The organism is Micromonospora sp. DT53 (genome assembly GCF_049841535.1).
GTDB lineage: Bacteria > Actinomycetota > Actinomycetes > Mycobacteriales > Micromonosporaceae > Micromonospora.
In genome coordinates this window covers 168,488-183,801 of sequence record NZ_JBNCKM010000005.1, presented here as the reverse complement: position 1 = coordinate 183,801, position 15,314 = coordinate 168,488, and the positions used below count along the sequence as shown (strand labels likewise).

Genomic DNA, 15,314 nt, shown 5'->3' with positions numbered 1-15,314 from the left:
GAGTCTCGCCCGCCTCGCCCCCGCGCGCCATCCCCCGGGACGCCGGTTCGCCGCCGTGCCTCCGCCGGCCTCGGCGTCGGGGACTATCGTCGGTGGACGTGAAGGTATGGATTCCGCACCAGGCCGGCCTCGACCTGCTGGGCGAGTTGCCCGCGGACGTGACCGTGGAGGTCTTCGAGCACACCGACCGGATGCCGTCCGAGGCGGCCGACGTCCGCTTCTGGGTGCCGCCGTTCCTGGGTGGCTCGGACGCGACGGCGGTGCTGGGTGAGCTGCCCGACCTGGCGGTGGTGCAGTTGCTCTCCGCCGGTGCCGAGGCGTGGGCCGGCCGGACACCGCCGGCTGTCACGCTCTGCGACGCCCGGGGCGTGCACGACCCCTCCACCGCCGAGTGGATCGTCACCGCGATCCTCACCCAGCTGCGGGCGTTCCCGGCGTTCGTCCGCGCGCAGGCCGAGCGGCGCTGGACGTACGCGGAGAACACCCCGACCGACGAGCTGACCGGAAAGCGGGTGCTCATCGTCGGTGCAGGCTCGATCGGCGCCGCGGTGCGTGACCGGCTCGCCCCCTTCGACGTGAGCTTCACCCTGGTCGCCAGGACGGCCCGCCCGGAGCAGGGGGTGCACGCCGTGGAGGCCCTGCCTCGGCTGCTGCCCGACGCGGACGTCGTGGTGGTGGTGGTGCCGCTCACCGACCAGACCCGTGGCCTGATCGACAAGGCGTTCCTGGCCGCGATGCCGGACGGGGCGCTGCTGGTCAACGCCGCCCGGGGCCCGGTGGCGCACACCGAGGCGCTCGTCGCCGAGCTGGGCACCGGTCGGATCTCGGCGGCGTTGGACGTCACCGACCCGGAGCCGCTGCCCGCCGACTCCCCGCTCTGGGTCATGCCGAACGTGCTGCTCACGCCGCACGTGGGCGGGTCGGTGCGCGGGTTGTTGCCACGGGCCTACCGGCTGGTGGGCGATCAGGTACGCCGCTTCGCCGCCGGGCAACCGCTGATCAACACGGTGGTCGACGGCTACTGACCGGGCGCGTCCGCCGGAGCGCCCGGCAGTGCCTGGCCGGTTGCCGCGACCAGCCGTGGCAGATCCGCCCCACGGACGGCCGGCAGCGTGACCTGGCGGCCGTCGTCGAGCCGGGCGACCGCGCGTCCGCGCTGGTCGGTGGTCAGCTCGAGCACCTGGTCCCAGTCGATCCGACGCTGCCCGGCCAACGCCCGTACGCGCAGCTCCCGCGCGTCGGCGTCGGTGCCGGCCCGCCAGGCCCACACCGCGACGGCGAGCGGGACGAGCAGCACCGGCAGCAGGTAGGTCCGGGCGTTGGCCAGCGGCAGGGCGCCGAAGAAGGCGATGATCGCGGCCACCAGGATGGCTTGGTTGTACCGGAAGCGGACCGTGGCGGGCTTACTCACCCTCCGATGATCCCACTCCCGGTCGTTTCGGCTCGCGGCGGGCGGTGCCAGCAGCGTGCGGCACGCCGTACAGTGACCTCTGTCGTTGTCTCCCCTGAGTGACCGGCAAGTAACCAATTCGGCCGTCCATCGTTGCCAATCGTGGGTAGCGGACTCGCAACGTCCGGTGTCCCGCACCGCCGCACCGCCCCCGTGCCCCCTCACGAAGGCGACCGCCGTGCTCCTCGCGTACCCGTTCCGCGTCCTCGTCCCCCGCCGTGCGGCACCGGAGGCCGCCACGTCCATGGCGGTGGCGCTGCTCCTCCTCGCCGGTGCCGCCGACCTGGTCCCGACGTCGGTGGTGATCGCGCTGGCCGCCGGCGCCGGCGCCACGCTCGCCGGGCTGCGACTCTCCCTGCTGGCCAGCCGCCGCGACACCGACCCGACACCGCGTGCGGCGGGCGTGCTGCTGGACGCGGCGGTGGTGGCGGCCGGTCTCACCGCCGTCGTGCTGCCCCTTACCGACATCTGGCACACACTCGCCATGCTGATCGGGACGCTCGTCGTGGCGGCCCTCTCGACGGCCGGTCTGCACCGGCTCCCCGGCCACTCCCGGCCGGCGGCGTCGGTCCGGCTGCGCCGGCTGGTCGAGTCGACAGGCCCGGCCGTCGGTCTGGCCCTCGCCGGCTGGCTGCTGCTGCCCACCGACGGCCTGCGGGTCCCGGTTCGGCTGGGCGCCGCGTTGACGCTCGGCGGGTTGGGCATGGCCGCGCTGAACGCGTTCGCGGGGCCGCGGCGGCGCTCTGGCGCGGCGGTCTGCCGGGGCGGGGTCCTGCTCACCCTGGGCGGGCTGGTGCTGCTGGCCACGTTGCCGTCCGCACCGGCCGGCCGGGTGGCCCTGCTGGCCGTACCCCCGTTGGTGTTCGGGATGTTGCTCGTCGCGGTCGGCGCGGCGGATGCGGTCAACGACGCAGAGCCGGCGGAGCCTGCCCGGCCGGCAGAGCCGGCGGAGCCGGCGGAGCCGGTCGCCGCGGCCTGGCCCCGGACGGTGCTTCCCGCGGCGGTGCTGCTGCTGGCGTCGGGTCTGCACCTGGGCGCCGGCCGCGCACCGGACCGGACGAGCGTGCTGTTGGCCCTGGCGGCGGTGCCGCCCCTGGTGCTGCGTGAGCTGCTGCGCGCGGGTGACGCGCCCACGTCCGGTCGGCGGGCCGCTCATCGTCGACCGACCGGCCGGTCGCTGCGACACCGCCGTGCGACCCCGGCGCGCTGGCCGGCCACACCGGGACCGCCGCCCGAGCGAGGCCCCGGTGCCCCGGTGGGCGCGGCCACCGCGATCGCCGCCGGCTCGACCTGGTCGCCTGATCACGGATCCGCGTGGTCGGGGCTCGACCGGCGGCCCCCGGCGACGAGCGGCACCCCCGGCGACCGGGCCGCCCTGCTGGACGCCCTGGCCGCGATCGGCGACGTCCCGGTGCCGGCCGGCGCGCTGCTGCTGGTGGACCTGCACGGCACCGAGGGGATCGGCCCGACGGCCCGGGAGGACGTGTTGGCCGAGGCGGTGCACCGGGTTCGCGCGGTCATCGCCGCCGACGATCTGGTCACCGGGTGCACGGGTACCGGCTTCGCGGTGGTCACCGCCGTCGGCCCGGTGCTGGCGTACGCGCTGGGCACCCGGCTGTTGAGCGCGCTCAGCCCGCCGTACCGGCTGACCGGCGCGATGCTGCGCGTGCAGACGAGCATCGGCTTGGCCGAGGTGAGCGGCGCCGGGCCGGCGGACGTGCTCCGGCAGGCCGAGCTGGCCCGGCGACGGGCCGTGCAGTTGGGCCGGGACCGGGTGGAGTGGTACGACGCCTTCCTGGAGGAACAGCTGGTGCGCCGGCTCGACCTGGAGCGCGAACTACCCGGTGCGGTGGCGCGCGGCGAGCTGGATCTCGTGTACCAGCCGGTGGTCGATCTGGCCGACGGGCAACCGGTGGGCGCGGAGGCACTGCTGCGGTGGCGCAGCCCGGTGCTCGGCACGGTGCTCCCGGCCGAGCTGCTGCCGGTCGCCGAGGACCTGGACCTGGTCGGCGAGTTGGAGTGGTGGGTGCTGGACCGGGCCTGCCGGCAGTTGTCCAACTGGTCGGTGGGCGTCCGGGAGCTGTGGATGGCGGTCAACGTCACGACCCGGGAGCTGACCACCCCCGACTTCGTCCAGCGGCTCGCAGCCGTGCTGGCCGCGTACGGGGTGCCGCCGGAGCGACTGGTGGTGGAGGTGAGCGAGCCGAGGGTCGCCGGTGACCTGCCGACAGTGGTGGCTCGGTTGGCGGGGCTCCGGTCGCTGGGCGTACGCACCGCGCTTGACGACTTCCGGGCCGAGCACGCCTCACTGGCCCAGCTGCGCCGACTGCCGATCGACCTGCTCAAGGTGGGCCCGGAGTTGGTGGGCGCACGGCCGGACGGGCAGCCACCGCTTATCGACGTGGTGGTCAACGTGGGCGAGCGGCTGGGCGTCGAGCTCGTCGCCGAGGAGTTGGAGTCGTCGACCCAGGTCGAGGTGGCGCGCCGGGGTGGTTGCCGGTACGGGCAGGGCTTCGCGCTGGCCCGCCCGGCGACGGCCGAGCGGGTCGAGGCGTACTTCGAGGAGTTTCCCTCAGCGTCGCGCTGAACCGGTTCATCTGGTGCGGGGCGGTGCCGTGCTGCCGCGCGGTGTGAGGTGGGGCGTCTCATCCTGCACCCGGCCGGCCGGCTGCCCGGCGACGACGGCGAGCAGTTGCCGGGCGGCGTGCGCGCCGTACGCCGGGATGTCCCGGCCCAGCGCGGTCAGCGGCGGGTGCACCAGGCGGCACAGCGGTGAGTCGTCCCAGGCCACGATGGACAGATCGCCGGGCACGGTCAGACCCATCTCCTGGGCGACGGAGAGCCCGGCGATGGCCATCACGTCGTTGTCGTAGATGACAGCGGTGGGCCGGTCGGCCGAGCTGAGCAACCGGCGGGTGGCCCGGCCGCCCTCCTCGCCCGTGTAGTCGGACCAGACGGTTACCGCGTCGACCAGGCCGAGCCGCTGGCGGACGGCCGCGAAGGCGTCGGTGCGGATCTCGGTGTGCCGCAGATCGGGCAGGCCGGCGACCCGGGCGATCCGTCGGTGCCCGAGCGCGACCAGGTACTCCACCGTCTCGGTCAGCGCGGCGGCGTCGTCGGACCAGAGACTCGCCAGCTCACCGGTGCCGCCGGGGCCGCCGATCACCACCGCCGGCAGTTGCAGCTGCTCGAGTGCGGGGATGCGACTGTCGTCGGTGCGCAGGTCGCAGACGAGCACCCCGTCCACCCGTCGTTCCCCCCACCAGCGCCGGTAGACGGCGATCTCGGCGTCGTGGTCGGCCACCACCTGGAGGGTCAACGCGTAGGAGCGGGCGGAGAGTTCGGCCTCGACACCACTGATCAGCGCCATGAAGAACGGCTCGACGCCGAGGGTCCGGGCCGGTCGGCACAGGGCCAGGCCGATCGCCCCGGCGGTGGCGGCCGAGAGGGCGCGGGCGGCGCTGCTGCGGCTGAACCCGATCTCGGTGGCGATGGCCAGGATGCGCTGCCGGGTGGCCTCGGAGACGCCGGGCTGCCCGTTCAACGCGTAGGACACGGCGCCCTTGGACACTCCGGCGCGTTGGGCGACGTCGGCGATTGTCGGCCGCTTCAGCGGCGTACTCCTTTGCTCCCCTGGCCGTTGACAGCCCGGAATTCCGAACCGTACGGTGGCTCAGCTTATCCGGTTCAGTAAGCGTCTTTCGATACGGAAAGGTGCGGTGAGGTCTTGCGCCGACAGGCACTCTACGACGGTTGGACCCTGCGAGCGGCCCCCGGAGCACAGGTGCCCGAGGGGGTCGCCGGCCGGTCCGTGCCGGCGACCGTGCCCGGCTGCGTGCACACCGATCTGCTGGACGCCGGGCTGATCCCCGATCCCTACCTCGACGACAACGAGCGGGCGCTGGCCTGGATCGGGCGCACCGACTGGGTCTACCAGACCACATTCGTCCATCGGACGGGCGACGACGAGCGCGTCGACCTGGTCTGCGCCGGCCTGGACACCGTCGCCACGCTCACAGTCAACGGCGTCGAGGTCGGCCGCACCGCGAACATGCACCGCGGCTACCGGTTCGACGTCCGACCGCTGCTGCGGGACGGGAACAACGACCTGGTCGTCACGTTCGACTCCGCGTACCGCTACGCCGAGGCGCAGCAGGAGCGGCTCGGGGACCGGCCCAACGCCTACCCCGAGCCGTTCCACTTCATCCGCAAGATGGCCTGCAACTTCGGCTGGGACTGGGGGCCGACACTTGTCACCGCCGGCATCTGGCAGGAGATCGGCCTGCACGCCTGGTCGACCGCCCGGCTGGCCACCGTCCGACCACTCGTCACCATGGACGGATCCGACGGTCGGGTCGAGGTGCACGTCGAGGTCGAGCGGGTCGCGGACGTCCCGCTGACCGTCCGCGCCGCCGTGGCCGGCGTCCGCGCCGAGGTGGTCGTCCCGGCCGGCCAGCGCGCGGCCGTGCTGACCCTCACCGTCCGCGAGCCCGCCCGCTGGTGGCCCCGGGGGTACGGCGACCAGACGCGCCACCCGATCGAGGTGACCCTGCACGCGCCGGACGGCGACACCCTCGACAACTGGTCGCACCGGATCGGCTTCCGCTCGGTCCGACTGGACACCACACCCGATGAGCACGGCACCCCGTTCTCGTTGTCGGTAAACGACGTCCCGGTCTTCGTCCGTGGCGTCAACTGGATCCCGGACGACGCGTTCCCCACCCGGATCACCCGGGCCCGGCTGGCCGAGCGGTTCGACCAGGCGATCGCCGCAAACGTCAACCTGCTGCGGGTCTGGGGCGGCGGCCGGTACGAGTCGGCGGACTTCTACGACCTCGCCGACGAGCGCGGGCTCCTGGTCCAGCAGGACTTCCTCTTCGCCTGCGCCGCGTACCCGGAGGAGGAGCCGTTCGGCACCGAGGTGGCCGCCGAGGCCGCCGAGCAGGTGACCCGGCTCGCGCCGTACCCGTCTCTGGTGCTCTGGACCGGCAACAACGAGAACATCTGGGGCTGGCACGACTGGGACTGGCAGCAGGCCCTCGCCGGGCGCACCTGGGGGCGCGGCTACTACCTCGACGTGCTGCCCCGGATCGTCGGCGAGTTGGACCCGACCCGCCCGTACTGGCCGGGCAGCCCCTGGTCGGGCAACGAGGCGATCCACCCCAACGACCCGGCGCACGGCACCACCCACATCTGGGACGTGTGGAACACCGACGACTACACCAAATACCGGGAGTACGTCCCGCGCTTCGTCGCCGAGTTCGGCTACCAGGCCCCACCGACGTACGCCACGTTGCGCCGCGCGTTGCGCGACGAACCCCTCGCGCACGACTCACCGGGCATGGCGCACCACCAGAAGGCCGCCGGCGGCGACGCCAAACTCCAGCGCGGCCTCGACGCGCACCTGCCCGTCCCGGCGGACTTCGACGACTGGCACTACCTGACGCAACTCAACCAGGCCCGCGCGATCCAGCTCGGGGTGGAACACTTCCGCTCCCACCGGGGCGTCTGCTCGGGCACCATCGTCTGGCAGCTCAACGACTGCTGGCCGGTGACCTCCTGGTCGGCCATCGACGGCGACGGCCGTCGCAAACCCCTGTGGTACGCGCTGCGCCACGCGTACGCCGACCGGCTCCTCACCGTGCAACCCCGCAACGGCGGCCTGGCCCTGGTCGCTGTCAACGAGACGGCTGAGGTGTGGGCCGCGCCGGCCGCGGTCACCCGACTCACGCTCACCGGGGAGCCGAGGGCGAAGACCTCGGTCGACCTCGACGTCCCGGCGTACTCCTCGGTGACGCTGGCGCTGCCGGCGGACCTGGCCCGGCCGGACGAGGAGCGCCGCGAGTTGCTGGTCGCGGAGGCCGGGGGCACCGCCGAGCGTGCCCTGTGGTTCTTCGCCGAGGACCGGGACGTGGACTGGCCGGCGGCGGCCTGGGACGCGACGGTCGAGCCGTTCGACGGCGGGCAGCGGGTCCGCGTCACGGCCCGAACGGTGCTGCGCGACCTGACTCTCTTCCCGGACCGCCTCGACGCCTCCGCCACTGTGGACACTGCCCTGGTCACCCTGCTGCCCGGCGAGTCGAAAACGTTCACGGTGCGGGCTTTTGTTCCGCTGGACACCGCTGGGCTGACCGCTCGGCCGGTGCTGCGCTGCGTCAACGACATTCAGCGAAGCTAGGCCGCTGCCGGCCGCCGCGTCCGACCGCTGACGCGGTCGAGAGCGTGATGCCCGACAGTCATCTTGATGACTGTCGGGCATCACGCTCAATGCCATCCGAGCGGCGCGCTGCCCGAGCTACTCCTCAGGCTGGGCTGCCGACCTCAGGGCTTCTGTCGCCGGCTGCACAGGCGTGACGGTCAGGCGTGGGCGGCGGCGAGCACCTGGCCGACCAGGGCGCCCGAGGTGCCCGAGCGCTCGTACTCGGGTCGGTTCAGGCTGCCGCCCATGAGCGGCGCCGGGTTGCGGTGCACGGCCGGGCTGTCCGAGCTGACCAGGGCCGCGAAGTGGTACTCGTCGGCACCGGTCGCCTCGACGATCCGGGCGATGTTGCGCGGGGTGATGCCACCGCCCGGCATGATGATGATCCGGCCGGCGGCCCGGCGCACCAGGTCGGCGATGAGCGGAGCACCCTCCAGCACGCTGACCTCCTGACCCGAGGTGAGCACCCGCTGCACGCCCAGCTCGATCAGCTGCTCCAATGCCGCGTGCGGGTCGCGGGTCATGTCGAACGCCCGGTGGAAGGTGATGCTGGCGTCGCCCGCTGCGGCGATGAGCCGGCGGGTGGTCGGCACGTCGACGTCACCCTCGGCGGTCAGCGCGCCGATCACGATGCCGTGCGCGCCGGCCGCCACCGCCGCCCGAACGTCCCGTTCCATGGCCTCGATCTCGAACGGTGAGTAGATGAAGTCGCCGGCCCGGGGACGGACGATCACGTGTACCCGGATCCGGCTGACCGCGCCCAGGGTCGTTTCGATGGTGCCCAGGCTGGGGGTCAGGCCGCCGTCGAAGAGCGCCGAGCACAGCTCCACCCGGTCGGCGCCGGCCTCCTCGGCGGCGACCGCCCCTTCGACGCTGTCGATGCAGATCTCGAATGTGTTCATGATTCTTCCTTTTCCGTGCGAGACGTGCGAGGCGATGCTGTGGTCCAGTCGATGACGGCCGTGACGGCGCCGACGGGTACGCCGCCGCCGAGCACCGGCACCTGGCGCAGCGCGTCGGCCGCGTCGACCGGTACGCCGACGGCGTCGAGGGCGGCGAGAGCGATGGCGGTGGTGGCGCGGGGTGAACCGTCGATCGCCTTCACCGCCACCGCGTGACCGTCCGGTGCGGCGACCGCGAGCACGCCCTCGGCACCGCCCTTGGCGAGGACGCCGGGTAGCGCCCGCATCAGGTCGGTGTTCGGGTGCCCGTGCCACCCGCCGACGTACTCCGGGTGTTGACGCATGGCCTGCGCGACAAGCGCCTCGTCACTGCCGGCGGGCGCGGTGACCAACGCCTGGAACGTGCGGGCCAGGCCGGTCAGCGGCAGACCGAACAGCGGTGCGCCGCAGCCGTCGACCGCGTGGTGCGCGACCGGCGTGCCGGCCAGCCGGGCGACGGCGGCGGCGGTTTCCCGCTGCAGCGGGTGGTCCGGGTCGAGATAGTCGTGGGTGCTCCAGGACCTGGCGACGCACGCGACGAGCATCGCGGCGTGCTTGCCGGAGCAGTTCATCCGGATCCGGTCGCGCTGTCCGCCGGCGCGGATCAGCCGGTCGCGGGTCGTTTCGTCCTCCGGCCAGTCCACCGGGCAGCCGAGCGCGTCCTCGGTCAGGCCGGCCCCGGCCAGCATCGCCCGAACGACCTCGACGTGCCGGTCGTCGCCGGTGTGGCTGCCGGCGGCGAGAGCCAGCGCCGGACCGGTCAGCTCGTCGCCCGCCGCGGTGCGGCAGGCCAGTGCCTGCACCGGCTTGAGGGTGGAGCGGGGGAGCACCGGCTCGTCGGGTACGCCGGCGGCGAGGGCGACAGTTCCGTCCGGGGCCAGCACCACGACGCTGCCGTAGTGCCGGCTCTCGACGAAGCCGTTGCGCACGACCCGGGCCAGTTCGGCGTAGCGGAAGATGGTCACCGGGGGTTGTTCCCTTCGAGGAGCGGCGGGGGCAGTTCGGCGGTCCGCCGTCCGCGCCGGCCGCCGAAGCGTCCGTTGCGGGCCTGGAGTACGCGGGCGAACTTCGACAGCGAGGCGTTGACCACCAGGTAGATCAGCGCCACCACCAGGAACGTCTGGATCAGCAGGTGGGTGTACGAGGCGAGCACCTGCCCGCTGTAGAGCAGCTCGGTGTAGCTGACCACGAAGCCGAGCGAGGTGTCCTTGAGCAGCCCGACCAGTTGGCTGACCAGGGACGGGGCGAGTTGGAGCAGCGCCTGCGGCAGGACCACCAGCGCCATCACCTGCCCGCGGCGCAGCCCGATCGCGAGGCCCGCCTCGGTCTGCCCACGGTCCAGCGCCAGGATGCCGGACCGGAAGATCTCCGCGAACGCCGCCGAGTTGGAAACCACAAGCGGCACCACGAGCTTCCAGAACAGCGGGAAGTTCAGCCCGTACTGCGGCAGGGCGAACAGCGTCACGTAGATCAGCAGCAGGGTGGGTACGGTCCGGAAGATCTCCACGTACGCGCCGGCCAGCCAGCGCAGCGGTCGATGCGTCGACAGCCGGCCCAGAGCCAGGAGCAGCCCGAGCGCGGCGCTGAGCACGGCGGTCGCGGCGGCGGCGCGCAGCGTGGCCCACAGGCCGTTGAGCAGGTAGCGCCAGATCGGCCAGGTGGTGAACGGTTCCCACCGGGCGGCGGCCAACTCGCCGTGGCTGGCGAACTGGTAGACGGCCGCGGCCAGGGCGCCGGCCAGGAGAACGGCGCCCAGCACGGTGGCGATCCGGATCCGCCGTTGGGCGCGGGGGCCGGGCTCGTCGAAGAGGATCTGTTGCGTCTTGTTCATCGGACGATCGCCAGCCTTCGTTCGAGCAGGCCGGTGACCTGACCGATGATCAGCGCCAGCAGCATGTAGGCGAGGCCCGCGCCGGTGAAGACGGCGATCGGTTGGGCCTCGACCAGGTTCACGTTGTTGGCCGCCTGGGTCAGCTCGACAACGCCGACGGCGGCGGCCAGTGAGGTGTTCATCAGCAGCGCGATGCAGATGTTGCCGATCGGCTGGATCACCGCCCGCAGTCCCTGCGGCAGGATCACGTGCCGCAGGGACTGGCCGAAGGTCAGCCCGATGGCCCGGGCCGCCTCGGCCTGGCCCACACCTACCGTGTTGATCCCGGCGCGGATCGCCTCGGCCAGGTACGCCCCCTCGTACACCGCGATGACGATCGCGGCGGAGGTGAACAGCGGGAACGTGATGCCGATGGTCGGCAGCGCGAACACGAAGAGCACCAGGAGCGCCAGCAGCGGAAGGTTCTGGAACACCTCGACGTACGCGGTCCCGATGGCGCGCAGCAGCGGGACGGGGGCGATGCGCAGGGTGGCCACGACGATGCCCAGCAGCATCGCGCCGACGGTGGTCACGACTGTCAGTTCGACAGTCGTGACCAGGCCGTGGCCAAGCTCGCTCAGGTGGGCGGTGAGGGCTTCCATCGGTACGAGAGACTGCTCAGGAGCCGTCGGCGGAACCGAGGGCGGGCGGGGTGGGCGCCCCACCCTCCACCACCGAGCCGAGGGTGCCCTCCCAGACCTTCGCCCACGTGCCGTCGGCCTGGATCTTCTTCAGCCAGTTGTTGACGAACTCCTTGAACTGCGCGTCCGCCTTGTTGAGGCCGATGCCGTACGCCTCGGTGGTGAACGGCTCGCCCACCACCTTCATCCCCGGGTTGGCCTTGGCGCCCGAGGCGAGCAGCGTGAAGTCCTGCACGTACGCGTCGCCTCGCTTCTGCAGCAGCGCCTGCAACGCCTGCGGGTCGGTGCCGAAGGCGATCTGCTTCGAGCCGGGCGCGGCGGAGGGCAGCGCGGTGACGGCGGGGGTGTTCGCCCCGACGATCACGGTCTTGCCGGCGAGGTCCTTGACGCTCTTGATCGAGGTGTCGTCCTTGCGGACCCCGACGGCGAGGCCGGAGGTGAGGTAGGGCCCGGCGAAGGCGACCTGGGTGGCCCGCTGCGGGGTGATCGTGTACGTCTGGAAGACCGCGTCCACCGACTTGGCCTGGAGCATGGCCTCGCGGGTCTGGGTGCCGATGGTCGTCGTCTTCACCTCGGGCTTGCCGATGATGTACTTCGCCAGCAACTTCGCCATGTCGGCGTCGAAGCCCTCGATGGTGCCGCTGACCGGGTTCTGCTGGGCGAGCAGCGGCGCGTCCAGGGATCCGCCGATGTTGAGGTAGCCGCGCTTGCGGATCGCCTCCATCGTCGAACCGGCCGGGATGTCCGCTTCGGTGGCGACCGGTGCGGCGTCGTACACCGACTGGGCGATGACGCCGTCGCCGCCCAGCCCGGGGTTGCCGGGCAGAGCCGGAGTGCTGCCGCCGCTGTCACCGCCGCAGCCGGTGGCCGCGAGGGCCACCGCCACCGCGGTCGCGGTGAGGGCGAGCGACCGCCGCCCGGTGAAGCTCATCTTGAGGATTGACATGACACCCTCCCGTTGGGGGCTAGTGCTGGAGGATCTTGGATAGGAAGTCGCGGGCCCGCTCGGTGCGCGGAGCTGCGAAGAAGTCGTCGGGAGCGCCGGATTCGACGATCCGGCCGTCGTCCATGAAGACCACCCGGTCGGCGGCGCGACGGGCGAAACCCATCTCGTGGGTCACCACGATCATGGTCATCCCCTCGGCGGCCAGGGAGACCATCACGTCGAGCACCTCGTTGACCATTTCCGGGTCGAGGGCCGAGGTCGGCTCGTCGAAGAGCAGCACCTTCGGCTGCATCGCCAGGGCCCGGGCGATCGCGGCCCGCTGCTGCTGCCCGCCGGAGAGTTGGGCCGGGTGGTGGTTCGCCTTGTCGGCGATGCCGACGCGCTCCAGCAGGGCCATCGCCTGCTGCCGCGCCTCGGGTCGAGCGATCCGGCGGACCCGGGTGGGGCCGAGGGTGATGTTGTCCAGCACCGTCTTGTGGCCGAAGAGGTTGAAGGACTGGAAGACCATGCCGACGTCGGCGCGCAACCGGGCCAGCGCGCGACCCTCGGCGGGCAGTGTCTCGCCGTCGATCTCGATGGTGCCCTGCCCGGCCGTCTCCAGCCGGTTGAGGCAGCGGCACAGGGTCGACTTGCCGGAGCCGGAGGGCCCCACCACGACGACCACCTCGCCGGCGGCCACCGTGACGTCGATGTCCTTCAGCACGTGCAGCGGACCGAACCACTTGTGCAGGCCGCGTACCGACACCATGGGTCGGTCCGCACCCGTCGTCTCCGGTGCCACCAGGCGGCCTCACTTTCTTCGACTACAAAACTAAGTCAGCTTCATATCGAACCAACAGCGCCATCTAAAGGTAGCCGGCAAACTAAGTCAACCAGTTGCTTGAACAAACTCCGGGTGCTAAGAAGCTGACGTGACGATTGACGAGGCGCCACGCGATGTCCTCCGGGGCGGCCCCCGGGAGCTACTGCGCTGGGTGGCCACCGGTGCGGCCGTCAGTCGGGCCGACCTGTCCCGCCTGTCCGGGCTGTCCCCCTCGACGGTCTCCCAGCGGGTCGAGGCGTTGATCAGCCAGGGATTGCTGGAGGAGACCGGCGCCGGCCGGTCCCGGGGTGGGCGACGGCCCCGCCAGCTGGCCGTGCCCACCGGCGGTGCCGTGGTCGGTGCCATCGACCTCGGCGCACATCACGCCCGCGTCGGCACGCTGGATCTCTCCGGGCGGGTGGTCCAGGCCCGCACCCTGCCGGTCCGCATCGAGGACGGCCCGGAGGCGGTGCTCGGCGCGCTGCTGGCCGAGGTCACCACACTGGTGGGCGGCGATCCGGCGGCCTCGGCCAGCGGTTCGCCGGCAGACGCGCTCCGCGGCGTCGGCATCGGGATTCCCGGCCCGGTTCAGCACTCCACCGGGCGGATCGTCAGCCCGTCGCGGATGCCCGGCTGGAACGGCTTCGACGTCGCCTCGTTCTGCGCCGGCCGGATCGACGTGCCGGTCATCGTGGACAACGACGCCAACCTGATGGCGCTCGGCGCGCACCGCACCGCTCATTCCGAGTTGGACCACGCCGTCTACATCAAGGCTGGCACCGGGATCGGCTCCGGTGTGATCTCCAGTGGACGGCTGCACCGGGGTGCGCAGGGCTCGGCCGGGGACATCAGCCACTGCCGGGTGGTGGCCGATCCCGCGCCACCGTGCACCTGTGGAAACGCCGGTTGCCTGGAGGCCGTGGCCAGCGGCGCCGCACTTGTCACCGCGCTCCGGGAGCAGGGCGTACCGGTCTCCGACCTGACCGGTGTGATCCGCCTGATCGACGACGGCGACCGACAGGCCACCGCCCTCGCCCGGCAGGCCGGCCGCGCCGTCGGCGAGATCCTGGCCGTGGTGGTCAACTTCTTCAACCCGCAGGTGGTGGCCATCGGCGGTCGGCTGGCCGACTGCGAGCCGTTGCTGGCCAGCATGCGGGCCACCCTCTACGAGCGGTGCCTCCCGCTGGCCACCCAGACCCTGCTCATCGAACGGGTCGCCGCCGGGCAGGACGTCGGCATCACCGGTGCCGCCCACCTGGTGATCGACCACGTCGTCGCGGCCGCCTGACCTCGCTCAAACCAACTGCGGTCGTCACTCAGGGTGCCCCGGCTTCCGTGGTCGTGTGCCGGATTCATGTGCTTTTGCGCGTCAACGTGCACCGATCATCCTGACGATTTCCTTACCCGCAGTCACGTAGCCTCCCGGGTGTCCTGCACTGACCCGTGATCACTCCTGGAGGTTTCGACGTGCGGATCAACGGACGGCTGCTCGTGCCGATCTCGTTGGCGGTGGTGCTGGCGACCGCCGGGTGTAGCGCGTCGGCGCCGGCTTCCGGGCAGGCCGACGTCCCCCTCTCCGGGCAGAACGCACCGCTCTCAGATCCGAGCCCCAGCGATACGCCGACCTCCAGCCCGACTCCGGAGATCCCGACCGACAAGCAGATCCCCACCAGGGCCGCCGGCACCTTCACCACCGCCGCCGGCAACGGTCGTGTGATCGGCAAGGGCAAGAAGCGGGTGCGCTACAGCGTCTCGGTGGAAAAGGGCATCGCCTGGGGTGACGTCCCGGCCTGGAAGCCGGACCGGTTCGCCGCGAGCATCGAGCAGGTGTTGGCGGCACCGAACGGGTGGGCCGCCTCGGCCCAGCACCCGGTCACCAACGCGGCGGTGGGCCTGACCCGGGCGTCGTGGTCCTTCCAGCGGGTCGGCAGCTCGACTGTCGACGTCGACGTGCGGCTCGCGACACCGAGGACAGTGGACAGACTGTGCGGCGCGAGCGGCGTCGACACCGAGGGCGTCTACTCCTGCAAGTACGGCAAGACCATCATGATCAATCTACGGCGATGGCTCCAGGGCTCACCGGGATACCCGGTCAGCATCGACGAGTACCACGCCGGCGTGATCAATCACGAGTTCGGTCACTTCCTCGGCTTCGCCCACATGAAGTGCGGCGGTCGTGGGAAGCCCGCCCCGGTCATGATGACCCAGACGATGGGCCTGGGCGGGTGCGTGCCGAACGTCAGCCCGTTCGTCGGCGGCCAGTTCGTCAGCGGACCGTGGGCACCGTCCTGACCTGCTGATCCCCGCCCCGGCCGCAACGCTGATCGACGCTCTACCGGTGATGTGGGGATCAGCGACGTCGCAGACGGCCCATGCTTCGTCGAAGTCGTCGCGCTGCCGCCGCCGCGCCGTACCTCGTACCCCGTTGACCTACGAGCCGTGCTCTGCCACGACGACCACCCGGG

At 72.1% G+C, this 15,314-nt stretch carries 13 protein-coding genes; 5 read left to right on the top strand and 8 right to left on the bottom strand.

Annotated features, from left to right (window positions below; all coding sequences use genetic code 11):
* The first annotated feature begins 98 nt into the window (after nt 1-98).
* Nucleotides 99-1,025: a 2-hydroxyacid dehydrogenase gene (locus ACLQ3B_RS17785; RefSeq protein WP_425781846.1), complete on the top strand. Its 927-nt coding sequence runs from the start codon at nt 99-101 to the stop codon at nt 1,023-1,025.
* On the opposite strand, the gene ACLQ3B_RS17780 is transcribed toward ACLQ3B_RS17785, so the two are convergent.
* Nucleotides 1,019-1,411 carry a PH domain-containing protein gene (locus ACLQ3B_RS17780; RefSeq protein WP_425781845.1) on the bottom strand — a complete coding sequence of 131 codons (393 nt, stop codon included), beginning with the start codon at nt 1,409-1,411 and terminating at the stop codon, nt 1,019-1,021. The genes ACLQ3B_RS17785 and ACLQ3B_RS17780 overlap by 7 nt on opposite strands.
* Nucleotides 1,412-1,628: 217 nt before the next feature.
* Here ACLQ3B_RS17780 and ACLQ3B_RS17775 point away from each other — a divergent pair, with 217 nt between their 5' ends.
* Nucleotides 1,629-4,037 carry an EAL domain-containing protein gene (locus ACLQ3B_RS17775; protein WP_425781844.1) on the top strand — a complete coding sequence of 803 codons (2,409 nt, stop codon included), beginning with the start codon at nt 1,629-1,631 and terminating at the stop codon, nt 4,035-4,037.
* A gap of 6 nt (nt 4,038-4,043) precedes the next feature.
* Here the strand turns inward: ACLQ3B_RS17775 and ACLQ3B_RS17770 are convergent, their stop codons facing one another.
* Nucleotides 4,044-5,063, bottom strand: coding sequence for a LacI family DNA-binding transcriptional regulator (locus tag ACLQ3B_RS17770; protein ID WP_425782137.1), 1,020 nt, complete (start codon nt 5,061-5,063; stop codon nt 4,044-4,046).
* A gap of 114 nt (nt 5,064-5,177) precedes the next feature.
* Here ACLQ3B_RS17770 and ACLQ3B_RS17765 point away from each other — a divergent pair, with 114 nt between their 5' ends.
* On the top strand, nt 5,178-7,628 hold the full coding sequence (locus ACLQ3B_RS17765) for a glycoside hydrolase family 2 protein (RefSeq protein WP_425781843.1): 2,451 nt from the start codon (nt 5,178-5,180) through the stop codon (nt 7,626-7,628).
* A gap of 179 nt (nt 7,629-7,807) precedes the next feature.
* On the opposite strand, the gene ACLQ3B_RS17760 is transcribed toward ACLQ3B_RS17765, so the two are convergent.
* Genes ACLQ3B_RS17760 through ACLQ3B_RS17735 form a run of 6 tightly spaced genes read right to left on the bottom strand, consistent with a single transcriptional unit; the run spans nt 7,808 to nt 12,795 of the window.
* Nucleotides 7,808-8,551 carry a copper homeostasis protein CutC gene (locus ACLQ3B_RS17760; RefSeq protein WP_425781842.1) on the bottom strand — a complete coding sequence of 248 codons (744 nt, stop codon included), beginning with the start codon at nt 8,549-8,551 and terminating at the stop codon, nt 7,808-7,810.
* Complete coding sequence (locus ACLQ3B_RS17755; RefSeq protein WP_425781841.1) at nt 8,548-9,555, bottom strand: asparaginase; 1,008 nt, start codon at nt 9,553-9,555, stop codon at nt 8,548-8,550. The genes ACLQ3B_RS17760 and ACLQ3B_RS17755 overlap by 4 nt, the downstream gene beginning before the upstream one ends.
* Nucleotides 9,552-10,421 carry an amino acid ABC transporter permease gene (locus tag ACLQ3B_RS17750; RefSeq protein ID WP_425781840.1) on the bottom strand — a complete coding sequence of 290 codons (870 nt, stop codon included), beginning with the start codon at nt 10,419-10,421 and terminating at the stop codon, nt 9,552-9,554. Before ACLQ3B_RS17750 ends, ACLQ3B_RS17755 begins: the two co-directional genes overlap by 4 nt.
* Nucleotides 10,418-11,062 carry an amino acid ABC transporter permease gene (locus ACLQ3B_RS17745; RefSeq protein ID WP_357710966.1) on the bottom strand — a complete coding sequence of 215 codons (645 nt, stop codon included), beginning with the start codon at nt 11,060-11,062 and terminating at the stop codon, nt 10,418-10,420. The genes ACLQ3B_RS17750 and ACLQ3B_RS17745 overlap by 4 nt, the downstream gene beginning before the upstream one ends.
* Nucleotides 11,063-11,078: 16 nt before the next feature.
* Complete coding sequence (locus ACLQ3B_RS17740; RefSeq protein WP_425781839.1) at nt 11,079-12,047, bottom strand: glutamate ABC transporter substrate-binding protein; 969 nt, start codon at nt 12,045-12,047, stop codon at nt 11,079-11,081.
* Nucleotides 12,048-12,066: 19 nt separating this feature from the next.
* A complete protein-coding gene (locus ACLQ3B_RS17735) occupies nt 12,067-12,795 on the bottom strand; it encodes an amino acid ABC transporter ATP-binding protein (protein ID WP_425781838.1) in 729 nt (242 codons plus the stop codon).
* A 163-nt stretch (nt 12,796-12,958) separates the two neighbouring features.
* Here ACLQ3B_RS17735 and ACLQ3B_RS17730 point away from each other — a divergent pair, with 163 nt between their 5' ends.
* On the top strand, nt 12,959-14,137 hold the full coding sequence (locus tag ACLQ3B_RS17730; RefSeq protein ID WP_425781837.1) for an ROK family transcriptional regulator: 1,179 nt from the start codon (nt 12,959-12,961) through the stop codon (nt 14,135-14,137).
* 179 nt (nt 14,138-14,316) lie between these two features.
* A complete protein-coding gene (locus ACLQ3B_RS17725; protein ID WP_425781836.1) occupies nt 14,317-15,141 on the top strand; it encodes a DUF3152 domain-containing protein in 825 nt (274 codons plus the stop codon).
* Nucleotides 15,142-15,314: the final 173 nt, after the last annotated feature.